The organism is Pseudomonas sp. NFACC13-1, assembly GCF_900104425.1.
Classification (GTDB): domain Bacteria; phylum Pseudomonadota; class Gammaproteobacteria; order Pseudomonadales; family Pseudomonadaceae; genus Aquipseudomonas; species Aquipseudomonas fluorescens_AA.
On the sequence record NZ_FMXV01000009.1, the window covers coordinates 86464 to 106086 of the forward strand.

The following is a 19623-nucleotide window of genomic DNA, read 5'->3' on the forward strand; positions in this document are numbered from 1 at the left end:
GGCTGAGCATGGCTTATCAGTTCGATTTTCTGCCGGTGCTGCAAAACACCGAGCTGTTGCTGCGCGGTGCGCTGTTCACCCTGGAACTGACGGCTATCGGCACGTTGCTCGGGGTCGGCCTGGGCATCGTCGGCGGCGTGGTGCGGGCGTGGAACATTCGCCCGTTCGCGGCGATCTTCGGCGTCTACGTGGAATTGATCCGCAACACACCGTTCCTGGTGCAGTTGTTTTTCATCTTCTTCGGCTTGCCGTCCCTGGGCCTGCAGATTTCCGAATGGCAGGCGGCGGTGCTGGCGATGGTGATCAACCTCGGCGCCTACTCCACCGAAATCATCCGCGCCGGTATCCAGGCCATCCCACGGGGGCAACTGGAAGCGGCCGCGGCCCTGGCGATGAGCCGCTTCGAGGCCTTCCGCCACGTGGTGCTGCTGCCGGCATTGGGCAAGGTCTGGCCGGCCCTGAGCAGCCAGATCATCATCGTGATGCTCGGCTCGGCGGTCTGTTCGCAGATCGCCACCGAAGAGTTGAGCTTCGCCGCCAACTTCATCCAGTCGCGCAACTTCCGCGCCTTTGAAACCTACGCACTGACCACGCTGATCTATTTGTGCATGGCGCTGCTGATCCGCCAGTTTCTGAACTGGGTAGGGCGCCGCTACATTGCCAGGAGCGGCCAATGAGCGATTTCACTTTCTGGGACGTGGTGCGCAACCTGCTCACCGGCCTGCAATGGACCTTGGCGCTGTCGCTGGTGGCGTTTATCGGCGGTGGTGTGATCGGCTTGCTGGTGATGGTGCTGCGCATCTCCAAAAGCGCCCTGCCCCGCAACATCGCCCGCATCTACATCGAGTTGTTCCAGGGCACACCGCTGTTGATGCAGCTGTTCCTGGTGTTCTTTGGTGTGGCGCTGGCCGGGGTGGAGATTTCGCCGTGGATGGCGGCGGCCATTGCCCTGACGCTGTTCACCAGTGCCTACCTGGCGGAGATCTGGCGCGGTTGTGTCGACTCGATTTCCAACGGCCAGTGGGAAGCCTCCGCGAGCCTGGCCCTCAACCCGCTGGAGCAGTTGCGCTACGTGATCCTGCCCCAGGCCCTGCGCATCGCCGTGGCGCCGACCGTGGGCTTTTCCGTGCAGGTGGTCAAAGGCACCGCCGTGACTTCGATCATTGGCTTTACCGAACTGACCAAGACCGGCGGCATGCTCGCCAACGCCACGTTCGAGCCGTTCATGGTCTATGGCCTGGTCGCCCTCGGTTACTTCCTGCTCTGTTACCCCTTGTCCCTCAGTGCGCGCTACCTGGAAAGGAGACTGCATGCCTCTGCTTAGAATTACCGCCCTGCACAAATACTACGGCGATCATCACGTGCTCAAAGGCATCGACCTGACCGTCGAGGAAGGCCAGGTGGTGGCGATCATCGGCCGCAGCGGCTCGGGCAAATCCACCTTGCTGCGTACCCTCAATGGCCTGGAATCGATCAACGACGGCGTGATCGAAGTCGACGGCGAATACCTCGATGCCGCCCGCGCCGACCTGCGCAGCCTGCGGCAGAAAGTCGGAATGGTGTTCCAGCAGTTCAACCTGTTCCCGCACCTGACGGTGGGCGAGAACGTGATGCTCGCGCCGCAAGTTGTTCAAAAAGTGCCCAAGGCCAAGGCAGCCGTGCTGGCGCGGCAGATGCTGGAACGGGTCGGGCTTGGCGAGAAGTTCGATGCCTTCCCCGACCGGTTGTCCGGCGGCCAGCAGCAACGGGTGGCGATTGCCCGCGCGCTGGCGATGTCGCCGAAAGTGCTGCTGTGCGACGAAATCACCTCGGCCCTGGACCCGGAACTGGTCAATGAAGTGCTCAGCGTGGTGCGGCAACTGGCCAAGGAGGGCATGACCCTGATCATGGTCACCCACGAAATGCGCTTCGCCCGGGAAGTGGGCGACAAACTGGTGTTCATGCACCAGGGCAAGGTGCATGAGGTGGGCGATCCCAAGGTGCTGTTCGCCGCTCCGCAGACTGCGGAGCTGGCGAACTTCATCGGGACGGTCGAGCCTGTGGCCTGAGGTTTGTGGTGCCGGCTCTGGCCTCATCGCGAGCAAGCTCGCTCCCACAGGTTCTCGGTTGCCGGCTATTGCGCAGGCGAGACAAAACACGTGTGGGAGCGAGCTTGCTCGCGATTGACCGCGAAGCGGTCGCCTTTGCGTTGGCGTAAGCGGTCGATCGTGGCAGGATGGCGAGGTTATCGACCGAGACTTTTTGACCATGCCGCAATCCCAAGCCAAGAATCTGTCCCTGATCGCTGCCATCGACCTGGGCTCCAACAGCTTCCACATGGTCGTCGCCAAGGCCCAGAACGGGGAAATCCGCATTCTTGAGCGGCTCGGCGAGAAGGTCCAACTGGCTGCCGGCATCGACGAAGAGCGCCAGCTGAGCGAAGAATCCATCCAGCGCGGGCTCGATTGCCTCAAGCGGTTTGCCCAACTGATCAACGGTATGCCCCTGGGCGCGGTGCGGATCGTCGGCACCAACGCCCTGCGCGAGGCGCGCAACCGTGGCGAATTCATCCGTCGCGCCGAAGAGATCCTCGGCCATCCGGTGGAAGTCATCTCCGGTCGTGAAGAAGCCCGCCTGATCTACCTTGGCGTCTCCCACACCCTGGCCGACACCCCGGGCAAGCGCCTGGTGGCGGACATCGGTGGTGGCAGTACCGAATTCATCATCGGCCAGCGCTTCGAACCGCTGTTGCGCGAAAGCCTGCAGATGGGCTGCGTCAGCTATACCCAGCGTTATTTCCGCGACGGCAAGATCACCCCGGCCCGCTACGCCCAGGCGTACACGGCGGCGCGTCTGGAAATCATGAGTATCGAACACGCCCTGCACCGCCTGACCTGGGACGAAGCCATCGGCTCCTCCGGGACCATTCGCGCCATCGGCCTGGCGCTCAAGGCTGGCGGCCACGGTACTGGCGAGGTCAACGCCGATGGCCTGGCCTGGCTCAAGCGCAGGGTGTTCAAGCTCGGTGAAGCGGACAAGATCGATTTCGAAGGCATCAAGCCCGACCGCCGGGCGATTTTCCCGGCGGGCCTGGCGATCCTCGAAGCGATTTTCGACGCCCTCGAACTGCAACGCATGGACCACTGCGAGGGCGCTCTGCGCGAAGGCGTGCTCTACGACCTGCTGGGGCGTCATCATCACGAAGACGTGCGTGAACGCACCCTGGGCTCGCTCATGGAGCGTTATCACGTCGACCTGGAGCAGGCCGCACGGGTCGAACGCAAGGCACTGCATGCCTTCGACCAGGTGGCCGATGACTGGGACCTGAACGACGGGGTCTGGCGCGAACTGCTGGGCTGGGCCGCCAAGGTCCATGAAGTGGGCCTGGACATTGCCCACTATCACTACCACAAGCATGGCGCCTACCTGATCGAGCACTCCGACCTGGCGGGCTTCTCCCGGGAAGACCAGCAGATGCTCGCGCTATTGGTGCGCGGCCACCGGCGCAACATTCCCAAGGATAAATTTGCCGAGTTCGGCGATGACGGCATCAAGCTGATTCGCCTGTGCGTACTGCTGCGCTTTGCGATCCTGTTCCATCACATCCGTGGCACCCAGGAAATGCCCCAGGTCGCCCTGCATGCCGACGGCGATCAGCTGGACGTGATGTTCCCCGACGGATGGCTGGAAGAAAACCAACTGACCCAGGCCGACTTCGCCCAGGAAGCCGAGTGGCTGACCCGGGTCGGGATTGTGTTGAACATTCACTGAGCCCCGCCACAACACAGATCTATTGTGGCGAGGGAGCTTGCTCCCGCTGTGCTGTGTAGGAGCTGTCGAGTGCAACGAGGCTGCGATCTTTCCCCAAACACTTGAGTCTCAAGCGAAAGATCAAAAGATCGCAGCCTTCGGCAGCTCCTACAGCCCCCCAGCGGAAGCAAGCTCCCTCGCCACACAAGCCAGGCCTGCCTCCCCCGTTTTTTAACGAACCGCCAACACCGGGCTGCTCAAGCGCTCGAGCAATGTCGCCTGGGCGCTGCGCGGGTTCTGGTTGCCGGTCGGCGTGTTGCGGATGTAACGGCCATCCGACTGCAGGCTCCAGCTGTGGGTGTTGTCGGTGAGGTAGCTTTCCAATTCCTTCTTGACCCGCAGGATCAGCTTCTTGCCTTCCACCGGGAAGCAGGTCTCGACCCGTTTGTCGAGGTTGCGCTCCATCCAGTCGGCGCTGGACAGGAACATCTGCTCCTCCCCGCCGTTGAGGAAATAGAACACCCGGGTATGCTCCAGGAACCGCCCGATGATCGAGCGTACATGGATGTTGTGGGACACCCCCGGGATGCCTGGCCGCAGGCAGCACATGCCCCGCACCACCAGGTCGATGCGCACGCCCGACTGGCTGGCCTTGTACAACGCGCGGATGATCTTCGGATCGGTCAGCGAGTTGAACTTGGCAATGATGTGGGCCGGTTTGCCGTCCAGGGCGAACTGCGTCTCCCGGGCGATCATGTCGAGCATGCCCTTTTTCAAGGTGAACGGCGCGTGCAGCAGTTTCTTCATGCGCAGGGTCTTGCCCATGCCGATCAACTGGCTGAACAGCTTGCCGACGTCTTCGCACAAGGCATCGTCGGAGGTCAGCAAGCTGTAGTCGGTGTACAGGCGGGCGTTGGCGGCGTGGTAGTTGCCGGTGCCCAAGTGGGCGTAACGCACGATCTCACCGGCCTCGCGGCGCAGGATGAGCATCATCTTGGCGTGGGTCTTGAAGCCGACCACGCCATAGATCACCACCGCGCCGGCCGCTTGCAGGCGGCTGGCCAGTTGCAGGTTGGATTCTTCGTCGAAGCGGGCGCGCAATTCGATCACCGCCGTGACTTCCTTGCCGTTTCGCGCCGCGTCCACCAGGGCATCGACGATTTCCGAGTTGGCGCCGCTGCGGTACAGGGTCTGGCGCACCGCCAGGACGTGAGGGTCCTTGGCGGCCTGGCGCAGCAGGTCGACCACCGGCGTGAACGACTCGAACGGGTGCAACAGCAGGATGTCCTGCTTGCTGATCACGCTGAAAATGTTCTCGCTGTTTTGCAGCAGTTTCGGGATCTGCGGCGTGAACGGCAGGTATTGCAGCTCCGGGTGGCTGTCCAGGCCGGTGATGCTGAACAGTCGGGTCAGGTTGACCGGACCGTTGACCTGATAGAGCTCGGTCTCGTGCAGGTTGAACTGCTTGAGCAGGTAGTCGGACAGGTGTTTCGGGCAGGTGTCGGCCACCTCCAGGCGCACCGCATCGCCGTAGCGACGGGAGAACAGCTCGCCGCGCAGGGCGCGGGCCAGGTCTTCGACGTCCTCGGTGTCCACCGACAGGTCGGCGTTACGCGTCAGGCGGAACTGGTAGCACCCCTTCACCTTCATGCCCTGGAACAGGTCATCGGCGTGGGCGTGGATCATCGACGACAGGAACACATAATTGTCGCCGGGGCCGCCGACATCTTCCGGCACACGGATGATACGCGGCAACAGGCGCGGCGCCGGAATGATCGCCAGGCCGGAATCGCGACCGAAGGCGTCGATCCCTTCCAGTTCGACGATGAAGTTCAGGCTCTTGTTGACCAGCAGCGGGAACGGGTGCGTCGGATCGAGACCGATCGGCGTGATGATCGGCGCGATCTCGTCGCGGAAATAGCGGCGCACCCAAGTCTTGATCTTGGTATTCCAGTAACGCCGGCGGATGAAGCGCACCTGGTGCTTTTCCAGCTCCGGCAACAGGATGTCGTTGAGGATCGCGTATTGCCGGTCCACATGGCCGTGGACCAGCTCGCTGATGCGGGCCAGGGCCTGGTGCGGTTGCAAGCCGTCGGCACCCGCCTGTTCACGGGCGAAGGTGATCTGTTTCTTCAGGCCGGCGACGCGGATTTCGAAGAATTCATCCAGGTTGCTGGAAAAGATCAGCAGGAATTTCAGCCGTTCCAACAGCGGATAGGACTCGTCCAGCGCCTGCTCCAGCACGCGGATGTTGAACTGCAGCTGCGACAGCTCGCGATGAATGTAAAGGCTGCTGTCATCCAGGTTCGGAATGGCAATCGCCGGCGCCGGGACGGGCTCGATGACGGCCGGGGGAGCGGGCTCCAGCTCCGGCGGTGTTTCGGCAACTTGCTCGACCACGGGTTGAGCGTCTTTTACGGCAACTTCGGAGAGTCCTTCGGTATTCATCGCAAGTTCCTGGGAGGCTATTTCTGCTCTCGTAACAATTGGGCGGCGCGCACGGCAAAGTAAGTCAGGATGCCATCGGCACCTGCGCGTTTGAAAGCGGTCAAGGACTCCAGGATCACCCCTTCGCCCAACCAACCGTTCTGGATCGCGGCCATGTGCATGGCGTACTCGCCGCTGACCTGATAAACAAAGGTCGGCACTTTGAATTCGTCTTTGACCCGACAAAGAATGTCGAGGTAGGGCATGCCAGGCTTGACCATGACCATGTCTGCCCCCTCTGACAAGTCAGCCGCCACTTCGTGCAAGGCTTCCTGACTGTTGGCCGGGTCCATCTGATAAGAGGCCTTGTTGGCCTTGCCCAGGTTCAGGGCCGAACCGACCGCATCGCGGAACGGGCCGTAATAGGCGCTGGCGTACTTGGCCGAATAGGCCATGATCCGCACGTTGACGTGACCGGCCACCTCGAGGGCTTCGCGGATCGCCTGGATGCGCCCGTCCATCATGTCCGAGGGGGCCACCACCTGGGCACCGGCCTCGGCGTGGGACAGCGCCTGCCTGACCAGTGCATCGACGGTAATGTCGTTCTGCACGTAGCCCTCTTCATCGAGGATACCGTCCTGCCCGTGGGTGGTGAACGGGTCCAGCGCCACGTCGGTGATCACCCCCAGCTCCGGGAAACGCGCACGCAGGGCACGCGTCGCACGTTGGGCGATGCCCTCCGGGTTCCAGGCTTCGGCGGCGTCCAGGGACTTGAGCGCCGGTGGCGTGACCGGGAACAGGGCCAGCGCCGGAATGCCCAGCTCGACCCAGTGGGCGGCTTCTTCAAGCAGCAGGTCGATGGTCAGGCGTTCCACCCCGGGCATCGACGCCACCGCTTCGCGACGGTTCTCACCGTCCAGCACGAATACCGGCAGGATCAGGTCATCGGTGGTCAGCACGTTTTCACGCACCAGCCGACGAGAGAACTCATCACGGCGGTTGCGACGCAGGCGGGTAGCAGGGAACAGACGATTGGCGGGGGTAAAGCTCACGGCAGACTCCTGAGCCCGCAGACGGGCGAGCGTGACAGTTATAAGCGGACATTATGACGAACGTGTGACAGTTGTGCTAAGGCGCGACCGGTAGTCGCAGTCATTGTCTTCTGTAGGAATTGTTCACGTCGAGACACATTTCGATACTTTCCTGAATGTGCCTGAAGGGTTAGGCTGCGCGTTCATTTCGCCAGCACCCAGACAATGCTCCAACAATTTCTGCATGACTTCGGCTACTTGGCCTTGTTTATCGGCACGTTCTTCGAAGGCGAAACCATCCTCGTGCTCGCAGGTTTCCTGGCGTTCCGTGGCTATATGGACATCAACCTGGTAGTGGTCGTGGCCTTCTGCGGCAGCTACGCGGGCGACCAGCTGTGGTATTTCCTGGGACGCAAGCACGGCCGCAAGCTCCTGGCGCGCAAGCCGCGTTGGCAGTTGATGGGCGATCGCGCGCTGGAACACATCCGCCGGCATCCGGACATCTGGGTGCTGAGCTTCCGCTTCGTCTATGGCCTGCGCACGGTGATGCCGGTGGCGATCGGCCTGTCAGGCTACCCGCCGGGCCGCTACCTGTTGCTCAACGGCATCGGTGCGGCGGTCTGGGCCACGGCCCTGGCCGCTGCCGCGTACCACTTCGGCGCCGTGCTGGAAGGCATGTTGGGCAGCATCAAGAAATACGAGCTGTGGGTACTTGGCGCGCTGCTGGTGCTGGGCCTGGTCCTGTGGTTGCGCAGACGCATCAAGAATGCGCGGCTGGCCAGGAAAGCCCTCGAAGCCGAACGCCTGGAACAAGCCAGGTCCGACGCACCTACGACGCCAACCGAGTGAACCGGCTGCGGCAGCAATACAGCCCGATGCCACTGAGCAGGCTGTAGCTGAGCAGCCCGACCCAGGCCACAGCGCTGGCCGGCCACAACCCGGCCAAGGGCGCCAACCACACCAGCGGCAGGTTCGAGGCCAGCCGCAACAGCTCCAGTTTCAGCGCCCACGGGCGATTCTCCAGGGCCGCGCCCAACACGAACAGACCGAAGGCCACCGCGCCCCACCCCAGCACCAGGGCGGCGACCGGCAGGCTGCTTTCAAGGTTCATCAAATAGCTGCCCAAGGCAATGTAGACGCAGAACTGCAGCCCCACGTACCACTGCTGGCGCGGGTCCAGCGGCACGGTGAATTTGCGGAACTGGCTCAGGTCGGGCTTGTTCAGCGGGTACTGGGCCGCGACGTCCGCCGGACGCCAACCGGTGGGCATGAACCAGATCCGCAGCTTGTCCCACCAGCGCCCGGCCCGCCGCGCATCGGCCCACAGCTGTGCATAGAACTGCAGGTTGGCCCACAACGGATTCCAACTCGCCAGCGGCGTGGTCACGCCAAAAATCACCGGCTCGTTATCATCTTCTTCCTGGAAGGTGCCAAATAGACGGTCCCAAATAATGAACACCCCGCCGTAGTTGCGATCCATGTAGAGAGGGTTCTGTGCATGGTGGGCACGATGATTGGACGGCGTCACGAAGCACCACTCCAGCCAGCCGAGCTTGGGAATGTGCTGGGTGTGGACCCAGAACTGGTACAGCAGATTCAACGCCGCGACGCTGACGAAGACCACCAGCGGCACGCCCAGTACGGCGAGCGGGACGTAGAAGATCCAGCTCAACAGGAACCCGGTGCTGGTCTGGCGCAACGCGGTGGACAGGTTGTAGTCCTCGCTTTGGTGGTGAACCGAATGGGCGGCCCAGAGGATGTTGCGCTCATGGCCCATGCGGTGCAGCCAGTAGTAACAGAGGTCGTAGAGCACGAAGGCGAACACCCAGGTCCAGGCCCGGTCGGCAGGCAGTTCGATGACGGCCAGGTGTTTCAGCGCAAAGGCGTAGGTCAGCAGCCCCACGCCCTTGGTCAACAGGCCCGTGGTGGTCGACAGCACGCCGGTGCTCAAGCTGCTGATCGCGTCCGCCACGCGGTAGTGGCTCACACCCCGCCAGCGATCGGCCAGCAACTCGACGGCGATCAGCACGAAGAAGAACGGCACGGCATACAGGATGAAGTTCATGACGCAACCCGGGCATGCGAGGCAGGGAGATAGTCGGCAGATTAGGTGTAGCTGCCCGATCCCCCTATGGCAACGAGTGACAAATTAGTAGACATTTAACGCCATGAATCTGGAGAAAAGCCCATGAGCAAAAAAATTGCAGTGATCCTTTCCGGCTGTGGCGTCTATGACGGCGCCGAGATCCACGAAAGCGTGATCACCTTGCTGCGTCTCGACCAGCGCGGGGCGCAAGTCCAGTGCTTCGCCCCCAACATTGCCCAACTGCATGTGATCAATCACCTGACCGGCGAGGAAATGCCCGAGAGCCGCAACGTGTTGGTGGAGTCGGCGCGGATCGCCCGGGGCAACGTCAAGGATTTGCGTGAAGCCAGGGCCGAGGATTTCGACGCCTTGATCGTACCCGGTGGTTTTGGCTCGGCGAAAAACCTCTCCAACTTTGCCGTCGAAGGCGCCGGCTGCGCCGTCCAGCCAGAGGTCCTGGCCTTGACCGAGGCCTTTGCCGAGGCGGGTAAACCGGTCGGGCTGATCTGCATCTCCCCGGCCCTGGCGGCCAAAATCTATGGCCCGGGGGTGACGTGCACCATCGGCAACGACCCGGACACGGCGGCAGCCGTGGGCAAAATGGGTGGTACTCACGAAGACTGCGCGGTCACCGACATCGTCGAAGACCGCGCGCGCAAATTGGTCAGCACCCCGGCCTACATGCTGGCGCAGAACATCAGCGAAGCGGCCTCAGGCATCAACAAGCTGGTGGACCGGGTGTTGGAGCTGACGCACGAGAACGACGCCTAGCAACACGCCGAGCCCCTGTGGGAGCGAGCTTGCTCGCGATAGCGTCGGCTCAGCCACATTTGCATTGGTTGATACACCGCATCGCGAGCAAGCTCGCTCCCACAGGGGGTGGCATGATTCAAGGCAATCGGGCCAAACGCGTCAGTATCCGGTCCAAAGCATTGGCAAACCCCTGCTTGTCCCGCTCGCTGTACGCCGCCGGGCCGCCGCCCATGTGGCCCTGTTCGCGCAGATCGGTGAACAGGTTTCGCACCGCCAGCCGCTCGCCCATGTTTTGCGCATCGAATTCCTTGCCTCGCGGGTCCAGGGCCGCGACACCCTTCTTCACCAACCGGTCGGCCAGGGGCACGTCACTGCAGATCACCAACTCACCCGGCACGGCGTGTTCCACCAGGTAGTCGTCCGCCGCGTCGGGGCCGCTGGGCACCACGATCAATTTCACACAGGCCAGGGCCGGCTTGATCTGCGGTTGACCGGCCACCAGCACCACCTCGAACCGGCGCTTCAGGGCGAACTTGACCACCAGTTCCTTCGCCGCCTTGGGGCAGGCATCGGCGTCGATCCATACGCGCATTGGGGTTGTTCCTCTTTTTAAATGCATCGCGAGCAAGCTCGTCCCACAAGGACAGCCTACATCCTGTGGGAGCGAGCTTGCTCGCGATTACGAGCGCAGCGAATGCTGTCAGGAAACCTGGACCCGACGCTTCTCCGCCACCCAACTGCGCCCATACAGCACCACGATCGCCAGGATCGCCACCACTTGAGCGGCCAGCGAATAGGCATCGGCATGAATGCCCAGCCAGTCGAAGTCGAAGAACGCCACCGGATGGGTACCGAAAATCCCGGCTTCCTGCAACGCCTTCACGCCATGACCGGCAAACACCACCGACAGTGCGCACAGCAACGCGGCGTTGATGCTGAAGAACAGCGCCAGCGGCAGTTTCGCCGAGCCGCGCAGGATCACCCAGGCCAGCCCCACCAGCAGCACCAGCGCCGTCGCGCCGCCGGCCAGCACTGCGTTATGCCCGGCAGGACCGGCTTGCAGCCACAGGGTTTCGTAGAACAGGATCACTTCGAACAGTTCGCGGTAGACCGAGAAGAACGCCAGGATCGCAAAACCAAACCGACCACCGCCGCCCACCAGGCTGCTCTTGATGTAATCCTGCCAGGCCGCCGCGTGACGACGGTCGTGCATCCAGACACCCAGCCACAGCACCATCACACTGGCGAACAACGCCGTCGCGCCTTCGAGCAGCTCGCGCTGGGCGCCGCTGACGTCGATCACATACGCCGCCAGCCCCCAGGTCGCCAGGCCGGCCAGCAGCGCCAGGCCCCAACCGACGTTGACGCTGCGCACCGCCGATTGCTGGCCGGTGTTGCGCAGGAACGCCAGGATCGCCGCCAGCACCAGGATCGCTTCCAACCCTTCACGCAGCAGGATCAGCAACCCGGAGATGTAGCTCAGCGACCAGCTCAAGCCATCGCCACCCAGCAGGCCGGCGGACTCCTTCAGCTTGGCCTTGGCCACGTCCAGGCGCTGTACCGCCTGCTCCACCGGCAAACCGTCCTGCAACGACTGACGGTAGGCCATCAGGGCCTTTTCGGTGTCCTTGCGCACGTTGGCATCGACGTTGTCCAGCGAGCTTTCCACCAGCTCGAAACCTTCCAGGTAAGCCGCTACCGACAGGTCATAGGCCTGGTCGTGGTCACCGGCGCGATACGCCGCGATGCTTTTATCCAGGGTGGCGGCCGTGTAGTCGAGCAACTGCGCCGGGCCACGTTGCACCTGCGGCGGCTGGGCGCGCTGGGCACGGAATGTCGCCGCCGCTGCGGGGCCTTGCGCGGTGAGCACTTCGGCCGGGGTCTGGCGCGCCAGGTCAGCGAGATTGAAGACTTGTTCGCTTTTGGCCGCGGCCGGGTCGGCGCTGAAGCTGGCGATGTAGGTTGCCAGGTCCCAGCGCTGACGGTCGTCGAGCTGATCGGCGAAGGCCGGCATGTCGGTGCCTTCGATGCCCATGCCGAGGGTGTTGTAGATCGCGTAGAGACTCAGGCGATCCAGGCGCTGGGCGTCGCGCAAGTTGGCGGGCGGCGGCTCCAGGCCAACACCGGCAGGACCGTCGCCGGCACCGTTGGCGCCGTGGCACACCGAGCAATTCTGCGCATACAGTGGCGCGCCGCGGGTGGGGTCGGGCGTGATGACCGGTGCCTGGCTGACTTCATACGCTACCGCCAGCCTGGCCCCCAGTTGCCGCGCCAGGCGGGCGACATCGCCGCCGTCCTGGCGCTGGGTGATCGCTGTGCGGAGGGTGCCGATGTCTTGGACCAGCTCAGTCTTTTCCGGCTTGGCCGGCAACCCGGCGACCAACCCTTCCAGCGCACGGGTCAATTCCAACTGCTCGCGGTACTCCGTCTCGTCGATGACCTTGCCCGCCTCGACTGTCGCCGGGTAATCCGCTCCGATGTAATCCAGCAAATGCAGCGCCTGGGGGGCACTCTCGAGGGTGTCGGCTTGCAGCGCAGTGCTGCACAAAGCTAGCAATGGCAGTACAAGCCAGGCCAGGAAACGGAACGGCGCAGTCATGAATGACTCTCAGTTGGTAATAAGAAGTAACACATTGTTCACTTCCAATGGCTTCGGCTCAAGGGCGGATGTGCCTTGGAAGCCGATTTTCATCGGATTTTAATGCTTTGGGGGTGATGTCACAAAAAAGGCATTTAGGAATTGAAAAGCCATTACATAGCCAAGCGCCATGTTTATAATCCCGCCGCCTTCTTATTGTCAGATGGCATAAAAGCTCCTCTTTTTATGAGGAACCGACAGCGTCCCGACGTTTGTCCGTGGGATCGCTCCAGCCCGACCCGCACACCCGGCTGCTATCAGGGAAGAAAATGTTCATGGCATCCCGTGCCGCTCTTTCGGTCGTCCTCGGCGCGATCACCTTGTTGTCCGGCTGCTCGGCCTTTCGCAACTATGACAGCGAATTGGCCCAGACCAACCAGCAGTTGGCGTCCGGCAATGTCGACGGCGCGTTGACCCTGCTGGAAAAGAACAACTCCGGCCAAGACAAGGACCTGCTGTACTACTTCGAGAAAGGTGAGCTGCTGCGTGCCAAGGGCGATTTGTCCGGCAGCCAGACCGCCTGGAACAACGCCGACCGACAAGTCGCCCAGTGGGAAGATGCGGTCAAGCTCGACACGGCCAGGTACCTGGCCCAGTTCGGCAGTTTCCTGGTCAACGATAAAGTCCGCCGCTACGAAGGCTACGACTACGAAAAGGTCATGCTGACCACGCAGATGGCCCTGAACCTGCTGGCGGTGAACGACTTCGACGGCGCGCGGACCCAGATCAAGAAGACCCATGAACGCGAAGCGGTGATCGCCGACCTGCGGGACAAGGAATACCTCAAGCGCGAGGAAGAAGCCGAGAAACAAGGGGTCAAGACCGAATACAAGGACCTCCAGGGTTACCCGGTGGCCAGCCTCGACGCCCCGGAAGTGGTCAGCCTCAAGAACAGTTACCAGAGCGCGTTCAGCCATTACCTGGCCGGTTTCGTCTACGAAGCCCTGGGTGAAAAGGACCTGGCCGCACCGGGTTATCGCAAGGCCGCCGAACTGCGCCCCAACACACCGTTGCTGGAGCAGGCCCTGCGTGACCTCGACAAGCCCGCCACCAAGAGCGACGACAGCGACATCCTGATCGTGGTGCAGAGTGGCCTGGCACCGTCGCGGGACTCGATCCGCATTCCCTTGCCCTTGCCCATCAGCGGCAACCTGGTCATTACGCCGTTGTCGTTCCCACTGATCAAGCCTGACACTTCCACGGCCACCTTCGGCCAGATCGGTGTCGACGGCCGCCAACTGGACCTGACCCAACTCAACAGCACCACCGCCATGTCCCGTCGGGCCCTGCGCGACGACATGCCGGGCATCATCTTGCGCACCACCGTGCGCGCCGTCACCCGTGGCGTGGCGCAAAAGCAGATCAACGAGACCAATCCCCTGGCGGGCCTGGCCGTCGGCCTCACCTCGGCGGTATTCGAAGGGGCCGACACCCGGACCTGGCGCACCCTGCCCGACTACACCCAGGTGGTGCGCCTGCGCCTGAAGAAAGGCGAGCACCAGGTCACCTTGCCAAGCGCGGTGGGCGGCTCGGTGGTCAAGGTCATTGTCGACCAGCGCTACCAGGTCATCAGCCTTCGCGCGGTGGGTAACCAAGTGTTCGCCGGCGGCCTCGCGGCCCAGGTGATGCCCAGCGCCAACCCGACCGCCATTGCCCTCAAGCAACCTTAAGAACGGAGTCTTGTTCACATGCGTTTAAAACTGATCGCCGTCGGCACCCTGGCCTTGCTGGCCGGTTGCGCCACCCCGCCGCCACCGGAGCCGGGCAGCGCCGCCAGCAAGGTCGTGGCGATGGGCAAGACCAAGAACATCGTGGTGGGCGCCATGCGCGTAGCCCGGGAAAACGGCTACATGACCGTCAATGTCCAGTTGAGCAACACCAGCTACAACAACAAGACGATGTACTACCGCTTTGCCTGGTTGGGGCCGGAAGGTTTTCCGATCGCCGAGGAAGAAACCTGGAAAAGCCTGACGCTGTACGGCGAACAGACCAGCTTCCTTCCGGCCATCGCCCCGACACCCAAGGCCGTGGATTTCCGTTTGGAAATCAATACCCCTTGAGCCTGGCACCGCTGGACCACAAGAGCTGATGTTGGAGCTGTGTAGGAGCTGTCGAGTGAAACGAGGCTGCGATCTTCCCCCAGACAATTGAGTCCCAAGCGAAAGATCAAAAGATCGCAGTCTTCGGCAGCTCCTACAGTGCGTCGCCAGCGGGGATTAAATCCCCTCGCCACAAAAATCCACTATGCAGAAATTTGAGAGTCCCCACATGTTCGTACGCATTTCATCCCTCGCCCTCGCCGCCCTGCTGGTGAGCGGCTGTGCCAACAACTCGCCGGTCCTGGGCAACAAGCACATCAGCTACGGCGATACCAAGGCCGTGGAAACCGTGACCAACGAGTTCGGCTCCACCGACCTGCAAATGATCGCCGAGTCCATGACCCGTTCCCTGGCCCAGTCCGGCATCCTGCAGGGTCGCCCGGTGGTCCAGGTCTATGACGTGAAGAACAAGACCAGCGAATACATCGACACCCGCGAAATCACCACCAGCATCAAGACCCAGTTGATGAAGACCGGCGCCGCCCGTTTCGCCAGCGACAACACCGCCATGGACAGCCAGGTCGACCAGCTCAAGCTGCAGAACCAGAGCGGCCTGTACAAGAAAAGCACCGTGGCCAAGACCGGCAACATGATCGCTGCCAAGTACCGCCTCGAAGGCTCCATCAGCTCGATCGTCAAGCGCAGCAGCGACTATAAGGACGTCTTCTACAAATTCAGCCTGCAATTGATCGACGTCGAGAGCGGTCTGGCCGAGTGGATGGACGAAAAAGAAATCCGCAAGACCACGGAGCGCTAAGCCATGCGCACATGGATAGGCATCATGGCCCTGGCCTGTGCACTCAGCGCGCAGGCGGCCCCAAAAGTCGCGGTGACCGACCTGGCGTACCAGGAGCGGGTGGAGGAATACATCCACACCGTTTCAGCGCAGAGCAACTTCCAGGCGAACCCCTACAGTGCCAGCGCTTCCTCGAGCTACGACGAGATGGAAGCCACCAGCAGCTACATCGAGCAGGGCGAACTGCGCAAGTTCACCGGTGACATCAAGGGCGAGATCCTGCGCAGCGGGACGTTCCAGCTGACCCAGGGCACGCCCCACACGGCGGCGTCCAATGGCGATGTCTATGACGTTATCAAGCGCATCAAGGCCGGGAACTTCAAGGGTGCCGACTACGTGCTGTTCGGCACGGTGTCGGACATCGACTTTACCCGCGACATCAACGAACTGGCCAACACCGACAGCTACTCGGCCGTGCTGGCGCTGACCCTGGTGGCGGACTTCAGCCTGATCAACACCAAGACCTACGAAATCACCTCGGCCTTTACGGCCATGGGCGAAGGCCAGGACACCAAGTTGCTGAACCACCGGGACGTGCGCATCAGCCTCAACCGTCCACGGGTGGTGCGCGAAGTGTCCAAGGCCCTGGGGGAAGACGTGGCGCGGCAGCTGAGCGAACAGCTCGGTGGCCCGAGCTACCAACAGCCCGGCGAGCCGATGCAGCGCAATAATCTGTCCCGGGATACCGCGCCGGTGATCCTGCGCTGAATAGCTGAGCGAATGCTCTGTGGCGCAGAGGTCTTGTGGGAGCAAGGCTTGCCCGCGATGCAGGCGATGAGATCTTCCAGAAATCGAGTCGCCTTGCTCCCACAAAGTAACCTCGCCACAGGTTTTGCTTTACACCGCAGCCTTGCGAATCGTCGCGAGCAAGCCCGCCGCGCCGATGAACAGGCCAGCAAACGTACGGTTCATCCGCCGTTGCTGCTTCGGTGTGCGCAACAGGCGCAGGACTTTCGATGCCAGCCCGGTGTACCCGGCCATGACGATGAGATCGACGACGATCATTGTGACGCCCAGGATCAGGTATTGCTGGATCAACGGTGCATGGGGATTGATGAACTGCGGCAGCACAGCCAGCATGAACACCAGCGCCTTGGGGTTGCTGATGTTGACCAGGAAACCGCGGAACACCAGAGCCAAAGGGTTGCCGATAGGCCGCACGACGGAATCATCGCTGATATCGCCAGGGATGGCTCGCCACTGTTTGATACCCAGGTAGACCAGATAGGCCACGCCGAACCACTTGATCGCATAGAACGCCGTGGCCGACGCCGTGAGGATCGCGCCAACACCGGCGGCGACGATCACGATTTGCAGCGCCAGGCCCAATTGCAGGCCCAGGGCATTCCAGTAGCCGCGCCAAAACCCGTAGCGCAAGCCACTGGACATCGATGCAATGGCGCCGGCGCCCGGGGAAAGACTGATCACCCAACAGGCGGCGAAAAACGCCAGCCATGTTTCCAGCACCATTGCACACCTCGGCTCGGATTCGTCGAAAACGACTAAGCTAATGCGCCGCCGCAGGATTGACCATCGCTTTTTTGCAAAAAAAGCCAATCGGCGAGGCCGGGTTATTCGACGAACCCACCCACCGGAAACGCTTCGCTGCCACGCCAACGCCGTACCGAGCGCTGGAAGAACAGGCTGTTGGGCACTTGCACCATGGCGCTGCCGGTGCCGAGTTCCTCGGGTTCGATCAGCGTGGTGTACAGCAGATTGATAGCCACTACGCGGCCTTTGATGCCGGGCTTGTCGGTGGTGTCCACCAGCTCGACCACATCGCCCAGGCGAAACGGTCCGACGGTGTAGATCAACACGGCGCAGAACAGGTTGGACAGCACGCTCCAGATGGCGAAGAACGCCACCGCTGCCACCGCGACAAAACCCGACAGAGCCGTCCACAGCACCGTGGCCGAGACGCCCAGGCGTTCGAGCACCACCAGCACCGCAGTCCCCATGATCAGCCAGCGCAGCACGCCCCGCAGGATAATCACCAGTTGGGGTGGGAGCGGGTAACGCTCACCCAGGCCGGTGAGCGCACGCGCGACGAAGCGCTGCGAGACATAACCGGCCACCAGGATCAGCAGGATTTGCACACCGAGCCAGATCGGCTCGATCCACATGACAGGGACAGGCAACGCCAACGCTTCCATCAGGACAATGCCTCCAACTCCGCTTGCAGGTTTTCCAGCAGTTCCAGGGCTTGCATCCACGCCTCCTCGAGCTCCGCTTCCCGAACTTTCAGCCTGGCCTGTTCGGCCAGCAGGTCACGCAACTCATCCTTGCGCGCCGCCTCGTAGAGACCACTGTCGCCCAGGCTGGTTTCGATTTTCTGCAGCTTTTCATGCAGCTTGCCCAGCTCGGCTTCGAGCTTGTCGGCTTCGCGCTTGTGCGGCGCCAGTTGCTGGCGCAATGCGGCGGCGGCCTGGCGCTGGGCCTTTTTGTCGGTCTTGTCCGGGTTGACCGGCGTGCTGCTGACCGGCGCGTTGCGCTGGCGGTATTCCACCAGCCAACGAGCATAATCTTCCAGGTCTCCGTCGAACTCCTCGACCTTGCCGTCGGCGACCAGGAAGAAATTATCCGTGGTGCTCTTGAGCAAATGCCGATCGTGAGATACCACCAGCACCGCGCCACTGAATTCCTGCAAGGCCATGGTCAGGGCCAGGCGCATTTCCAGGTCCAGGTGGTTGGTCGGTTCGTCGAGCAGCAACAGGTTCGGCCGGCCCCAGGCGATCAACGCCAACGCCAGGCGCGCCTTTTCGCCACCAGAGAAATTCAACACCGGCTCGTCGATGCGTGCCCCGCGAAAATCGAAACCACCGAGGAAATCGCGCAGGGTTTGCTCGCGCTCGGTTGGCGCCAAGCGTTGCAGGTGCAGCAGCGGGCTGGCCTTGGAATCCAGGGAGTCGAGCTGGTGCTGGGCGAAATAGCCAACGACGGTGTTTTCACCTCGGGTCAAGCGTCCAGCCAATGGCTGGAGTTCGCCCGAGAGGTTCTTGATCAGGGTCGACTTACCGGCACCGTTGGGCCCCAGCAAACCGATCCGCGCACCCGGGGTCAGTTGCAGCTTGACCTTCTCCAGCACGGTCTTGTCGCCATAACCCAGGCGCGCGTCGGACAGGTCGATCAACGGGCTGGAAATCTTGGTCGATTCGCGGAAGACAAAATCGAACGGTGAATCGACGTGGGCCGCCGAGAGCTCTTCCATCCGCTCCAGCGCCTTGATCCGGCTCTGGGCCTGGCGGGCCTTGGTGGCCTGGGCCTTGAAGCGGGCGATGTAGCTTTCCATGTGCGCACGTTGCGCCTGTTGCTTCTCGTAGGCCTGCTGTTGCTGGGCCAGGCGTTCGGCACGGGCGCGCTCGAAGGCGCTGTAGCCGCCGCGGTACAAGGTGAGCTTGCGCTGGTCGACATGGGCCACGTGATCCACCACCGCGTCGAGGAAATCGCGGTCGTGGGAAATCAGCAGCAGCGTGCCCGGGTAACCCTTGAGCCAGTCTTCGAGCCAGATGATGGCGTCGAGGTCCAAGTGGTTGGTCGGTTCATCGAGCAGCAGCAGATCCGAAGGGCACATCAGGGCCTGCGCCAGGTTCAGGCGCATCCGCCAGCCACCGGAGAAGTCCCCGACCTGGCGGTCCATCTGTTCATTGGTAAAGCCCAGGCCAGCGAGCAATTTGCGCGCGCGGGCATCGGCGGTATAGCCGTCGGCACTGTCGAGTTCCGCGTGCAGGCGGGCCTGTGCGGCACCGTCGTGGGCCGATTCGGCCGCCGCCAGGTCGCGTTGCACCTGGCGCAGGCGCAGGTCGCCATCGAGCACGTAGTCCACCGCCAGGCGCTCGAGGGTGTCGACCTCCTGGCGCATGTGAGCGATGCGCCAGTCGGCCGGCAGCAGGCAATCGCCCGAGTCCGGGTGCAGCTCGCCTCGCAGCAAGGCGAACAGGCTCGATTTGCCGGCGCCGTTGGCACCGATGAGGCCGGCTTTGTGGCCGGCGTGCAGGGTCAGCTCGGCGTCTTCTAGCAGACGTTGCGGGCCACGCTGTAAAGTCAGGTTCTGAAGTCGGATCATA

Annotated in this window: 18 protein-coding genes; 10 read left to right on the forward strand and 8 right to left on the reverse strand. The window is 62.5% G+C overall.

Features of this window, described 5'->3' with window-relative positions; all coding sequences use genetic code 11:
* The first annotated feature begins 8 nt into the window (after positions 1-8).
* The 4 genes from BLQ55_RS13855 (at position 9) to ppx (ending at position 3750) form a co-directional block, all read left to right on the forward strand.
* Complete coding sequence (locus BLQ55_RS13855) at positions 9-677, forward strand: amino acid ABC transporter permease (protein WP_092203222.1); 669 nt, start codon at positions 9-11, stop codon at positions 675-677.
* Positions 674-1324, forward strand: a complete 651-nt coding sequence (locus tag BLQ55_RS13860) for an amino acid ABC transporter permease (RefSeq protein WP_092203224.1) — start codon at positions 674-676, stop codon at positions 1322-1324. The genes BLQ55_RS13855 and BLQ55_RS13860 overlap by 4 nt, the downstream gene beginning before the upstream one ends.
* Positions 1311-2048, forward strand: coding sequence for an amino acid ABC transporter ATP-binding protein (locus BLQ55_RS13865; protein ID WP_092254445.1), 738 nt, complete (start codon positions 1311-1313; stop codon positions 2046-2048). The genes BLQ55_RS13860 and BLQ55_RS13865 overlap by 14 nt, the downstream gene beginning before the upstream one ends.
* Before the next feature lie 199 nt (positions 2049-2247).
* Complete coding sequence (ppx, locus tag BLQ55_RS13870; RefSeq protein ID WP_092203228.1) at positions 2248-3750, forward strand: exopolyphosphatase; 1503 nt, start codon at positions 2248-2250, stop codon at positions 3748-3750.
* A gap of 210 nt (positions 3751-3960) precedes the next feature.
* Here ppx and ppk1 read toward each other — a convergent pair whose 3' ends face one another.
* Together ppk1 and hemB are read right to left on the reverse strand one after the other, a co-directional pair.
* Positions 3961-6177, reverse strand: coding sequence for a polyphosphate kinase 1 (ppk1, locus tag BLQ55_RS13875; RefSeq protein WP_092203230.1), 2217 nt, complete (start codon positions 6175-6177; stop codon positions 3961-3963).
* Between the two features lie 17 nt (positions 6178-6194).
* Positions 6195-7208 carry a porphobilinogen synthase gene (gene hemB, locus BLQ55_RS13880; protein ID WP_072405986.1) on the reverse strand — a complete coding sequence of 338 codons (1014 nt, stop codon included), beginning with the start codon at positions 7206-7208 and terminating at the stop codon, positions 6195-6197.
* 204 nt (positions 7209-7412) lie between these two features.
* On the opposite strand from hemB, the gene BLQ55_RS13885 reads away from it, so the two are divergent.
* Entirely contained in the window at positions 7413-8036 is a 624-nt protein-coding gene (locus tag BLQ55_RS13885; protein ID WP_092254448.1) for a DedA family protein, read from the forward strand.
* Here the strand turns inward: BLQ55_RS13885 and BLQ55_RS13890 are convergent.
* A complete protein-coding gene (locus BLQ55_RS13890; RefSeq protein WP_092254451.1) occupies positions 8017-9252 on the reverse strand; it encodes a sterol desaturase family protein in 1236 nt (411 codons plus the stop codon). The two genes, BLQ55_RS13885 and BLQ55_RS13890, sit on opposite strands and share 20 nt — an antisense overlap.
* A gap of 123 nt (positions 9253-9375) precedes the next feature.
* Between BLQ55_RS13890 and elbB the strand changes: the two genes are divergently transcribed.
* Positions 9376-10044 carry an isoprenoid biosynthesis glyoxalase ElbB gene (gene elbB / locus BLQ55_RS13895; RefSeq protein WP_092203236.1) on the forward strand — a complete coding sequence of 223 codons (669 nt, stop codon included), beginning with the start codon at positions 9376-9378 and terminating at the stop codon, positions 10042-10044.
* Positions 10045-10162: 118 nt separating this feature from the next.
* On the opposite strand, the gene BLQ55_RS13900 is transcribed toward elbB, so the two are convergent.
* Together BLQ55_RS13900 and BLQ55_RS13905 are read right to left on the reverse strand one after the other, a co-directional pair.
* Entirely contained in the window at positions 10163-10618 is a 456-nt protein-coding gene (locus BLQ55_RS13900; RefSeq protein WP_092254454.1) for a YaiI/YqxD family protein, read from the reverse strand.
* 108 nt (positions 10619-10726) lie between these two features.
* A complete protein-coding gene (locus BLQ55_RS13905; RefSeq protein WP_092203240.1) occupies positions 10727-12625 on the reverse strand; it encodes a cytochrome c/FTR1 family iron permease in 1899 nt (632 codons plus the stop codon).
* 314 nt (positions 12626-12939) lie between these two features.
* Here BLQ55_RS13905 and BLQ55_RS13910 point away from each other — a divergent pair, with 314 nt between their 5' ends.
* From BLQ55_RS13910 to BLQ55_RS13925, 4 genes are all read left to right on the forward strand, one after another.
* Positions 12940-14334, forward strand: coding sequence for a COG3014 family protein (locus tag BLQ55_RS13910; protein ID WP_092254548.1), 1395 nt, complete (start codon positions 12940-12942; stop codon positions 14332-14334).
* Between the two features lie 18 nt (positions 14335-14352).
* Entirely contained in the window at positions 14353-14724 is a 372-nt protein-coding gene (locus tag BLQ55_RS13915) for a YcfL family putative periplasmic lipoprotein (protein ID WP_092254457.1), read from the forward strand.
* Positions 14725-14932: 208 nt separating this feature from the next.
* Positions 14933-15520: a penicillin-binding protein activator LpoB gene (gene lpoB, locus BLQ55_RS13920; RefSeq protein WP_092203244.1), complete on the forward strand. Its 588-nt coding sequence runs from the start codon at positions 14933-14935 to the stop codon at positions 15518-15520.
* Between the two features lie 3 nt (positions 15521-15523).
* Entirely contained in the window at positions 15524-16267 is a 744-nt protein-coding gene (locus BLQ55_RS13925) for a penicillin-binding protein activator LpoB (protein ID WP_092254460.1), read from the forward strand.
* Between the two features lie 129 nt (positions 16268-16396).
* Here BLQ55_RS13925 and rhtB read toward each other — a convergent pair whose 3' ends face one another.
* The 3 genes from rhtB to BLQ55_RS13940 form a co-directional block, all read right to left on the reverse strand.
* Positions 16397-17029 (reverse strand): homoserine/homoserine lactone efflux protein, encoded by a 633-nt coding sequence (rhtB, locus tag BLQ55_RS13930; protein WP_092148211.1) that lies wholly within the window; start codon positions 17027-17029, stop codon positions 16397-16399.
* A gap of 101 nt (positions 17030-17130) precedes the next feature.
* Entirely contained in the window at positions 17131-17712 is a 582-nt protein-coding gene (locus tag BLQ55_RS13935) for a mechanosensitive ion channel family protein (protein WP_060740109.1), read from the reverse strand.
* Entirely contained in the window at positions 17712-19622 is a 1911-nt protein-coding gene (locus BLQ55_RS13940; protein ID WP_092254463.1) for an ATP-binding cassette domain-containing protein, read from the reverse strand. The genes BLQ55_RS13935 and BLQ55_RS13940 overlap by 1 nt, the downstream gene beginning before the upstream one ends.
* Position 19623: the final 1 nt, after the last annotated feature.

Excerpts from the sequence above, each read along its gene's own strand:
- BLQ55_RS13940 (WP_092254463.1), bottom strand. The coding sequence starts at position 19,622 with ATGATCCGACTTCAGAACCTGACTTTACAGCGTGGCCCGCAACGTCTG.
- BLQ55_RS13890 (WP_092254451.1), bottom strand. The coding sequence starts at position 9,252 with ATGAACTTCATCCTGTATGCCGTGCCGTTCTTCTTCGTGCTGATCGCC.
- BLQ55_RS13885 (WP_092254448.1), top strand. The coding sequence starts at position 7,413 with ATGCTCCAACAATTTCTGCATGACTTCGGCTACTTGGCCTTGTTTATC.
- BLQ55_RS13865 (WP_092254445.1), top strand. The coding sequence starts at position 1,311 with ATGCCTCTGCTTAGAATTACCGCCCTGCACAAATACTACGGCGATCAT.
- BLQ55_RS13905 (WP_092203240.1), bottom strand. The coding sequence starts at position 12,625 with ATGACTGCGCCGTTCCGTTTCCTGGCCTGGCTTGTACTGCCATTGCTA.
- BLQ55_RS13925 (WP_092254460.1), top strand. The coding sequence starts at position 15,524 with ATGCGCACATGGATAGGCATCATGGCCCTGGCCTGTGCACTCAGCGCG.
- elbB (WP_092203236.1), top strand. The coding sequence starts at position 9,376 with ATGAGCAAAAAAATTGCAGTGATCCTTTCCGGCTGTGGCGTCTATGAC.
- BLQ55_RS13915 (WP_092254457.1), top strand. The coding sequence starts at position 14,353 with ATGCGTTTAAAACTGATCGCCGTCGGCACCCTGGCCTTGCTGGCCGGT.
- BLQ55_RS13860 (WP_092203224.1), top strand. The coding sequence starts at position 674 with ATGAGCGATTTCACTTTCTGGGACGTGGTGCGCAACCTGCTCACCGGC.
- ppx (WP_092203228.1), top strand. The coding sequence starts at position 2,248 with ATGCCGCAATCCCAAGCCAAGAATCTGTCCCTGATCGCTGCCATCGAC.
- BLQ55_RS13910 (WP_092254548.1), top strand. The coding sequence starts at position 12,940 with ATGGCATCCCGTGCCGCTCTTTCGGTCGTCCTCGGCGCGATCACCTTG.
- BLQ55_RS13855 (WP_092203222.1), top strand. The coding sequence starts at position 9 with ATGGCTTATCAGTTCGATTTTCTGCCGGTGCTGCAAAACACCGAGCTG.
- BLQ55_RS13900 (WP_092254454.1), bottom strand. The coding sequence starts at position 10,618 with ATGCGCGTATGGATCGACGCCGATGCCTGCCCCAAGGCGGCGAAGGAA.
- lpoB (WP_092203244.1), top strand. The coding sequence starts at position 14,933 with ATGTTCGTACGCATTTCATCCCTCGCCCTCGCCGCCCTGCTGGTGAGC.
- ppk1 (WP_092203230.1), bottom strand. The coding sequence starts at position 6,177 with ATGAATACCGAAGGACTCTCCGAAGTTGCCGTAAAAGACGCTCAACCC.
- BLQ55_RS13935 (WP_060740109.1), bottom strand. The coding sequence starts at position 17,712 with ATGGAAGCGTTGGCGTTGCCTGTCCCTGTCATGTGGATCGAGCCGATC.
- rhtB (WP_092148211.1), bottom strand. The coding sequence starts at position 17,029 with ATGGTGCTGGAAACATGGCTGGCGTTTTTCGCCGCCTGTTGGGTGATC.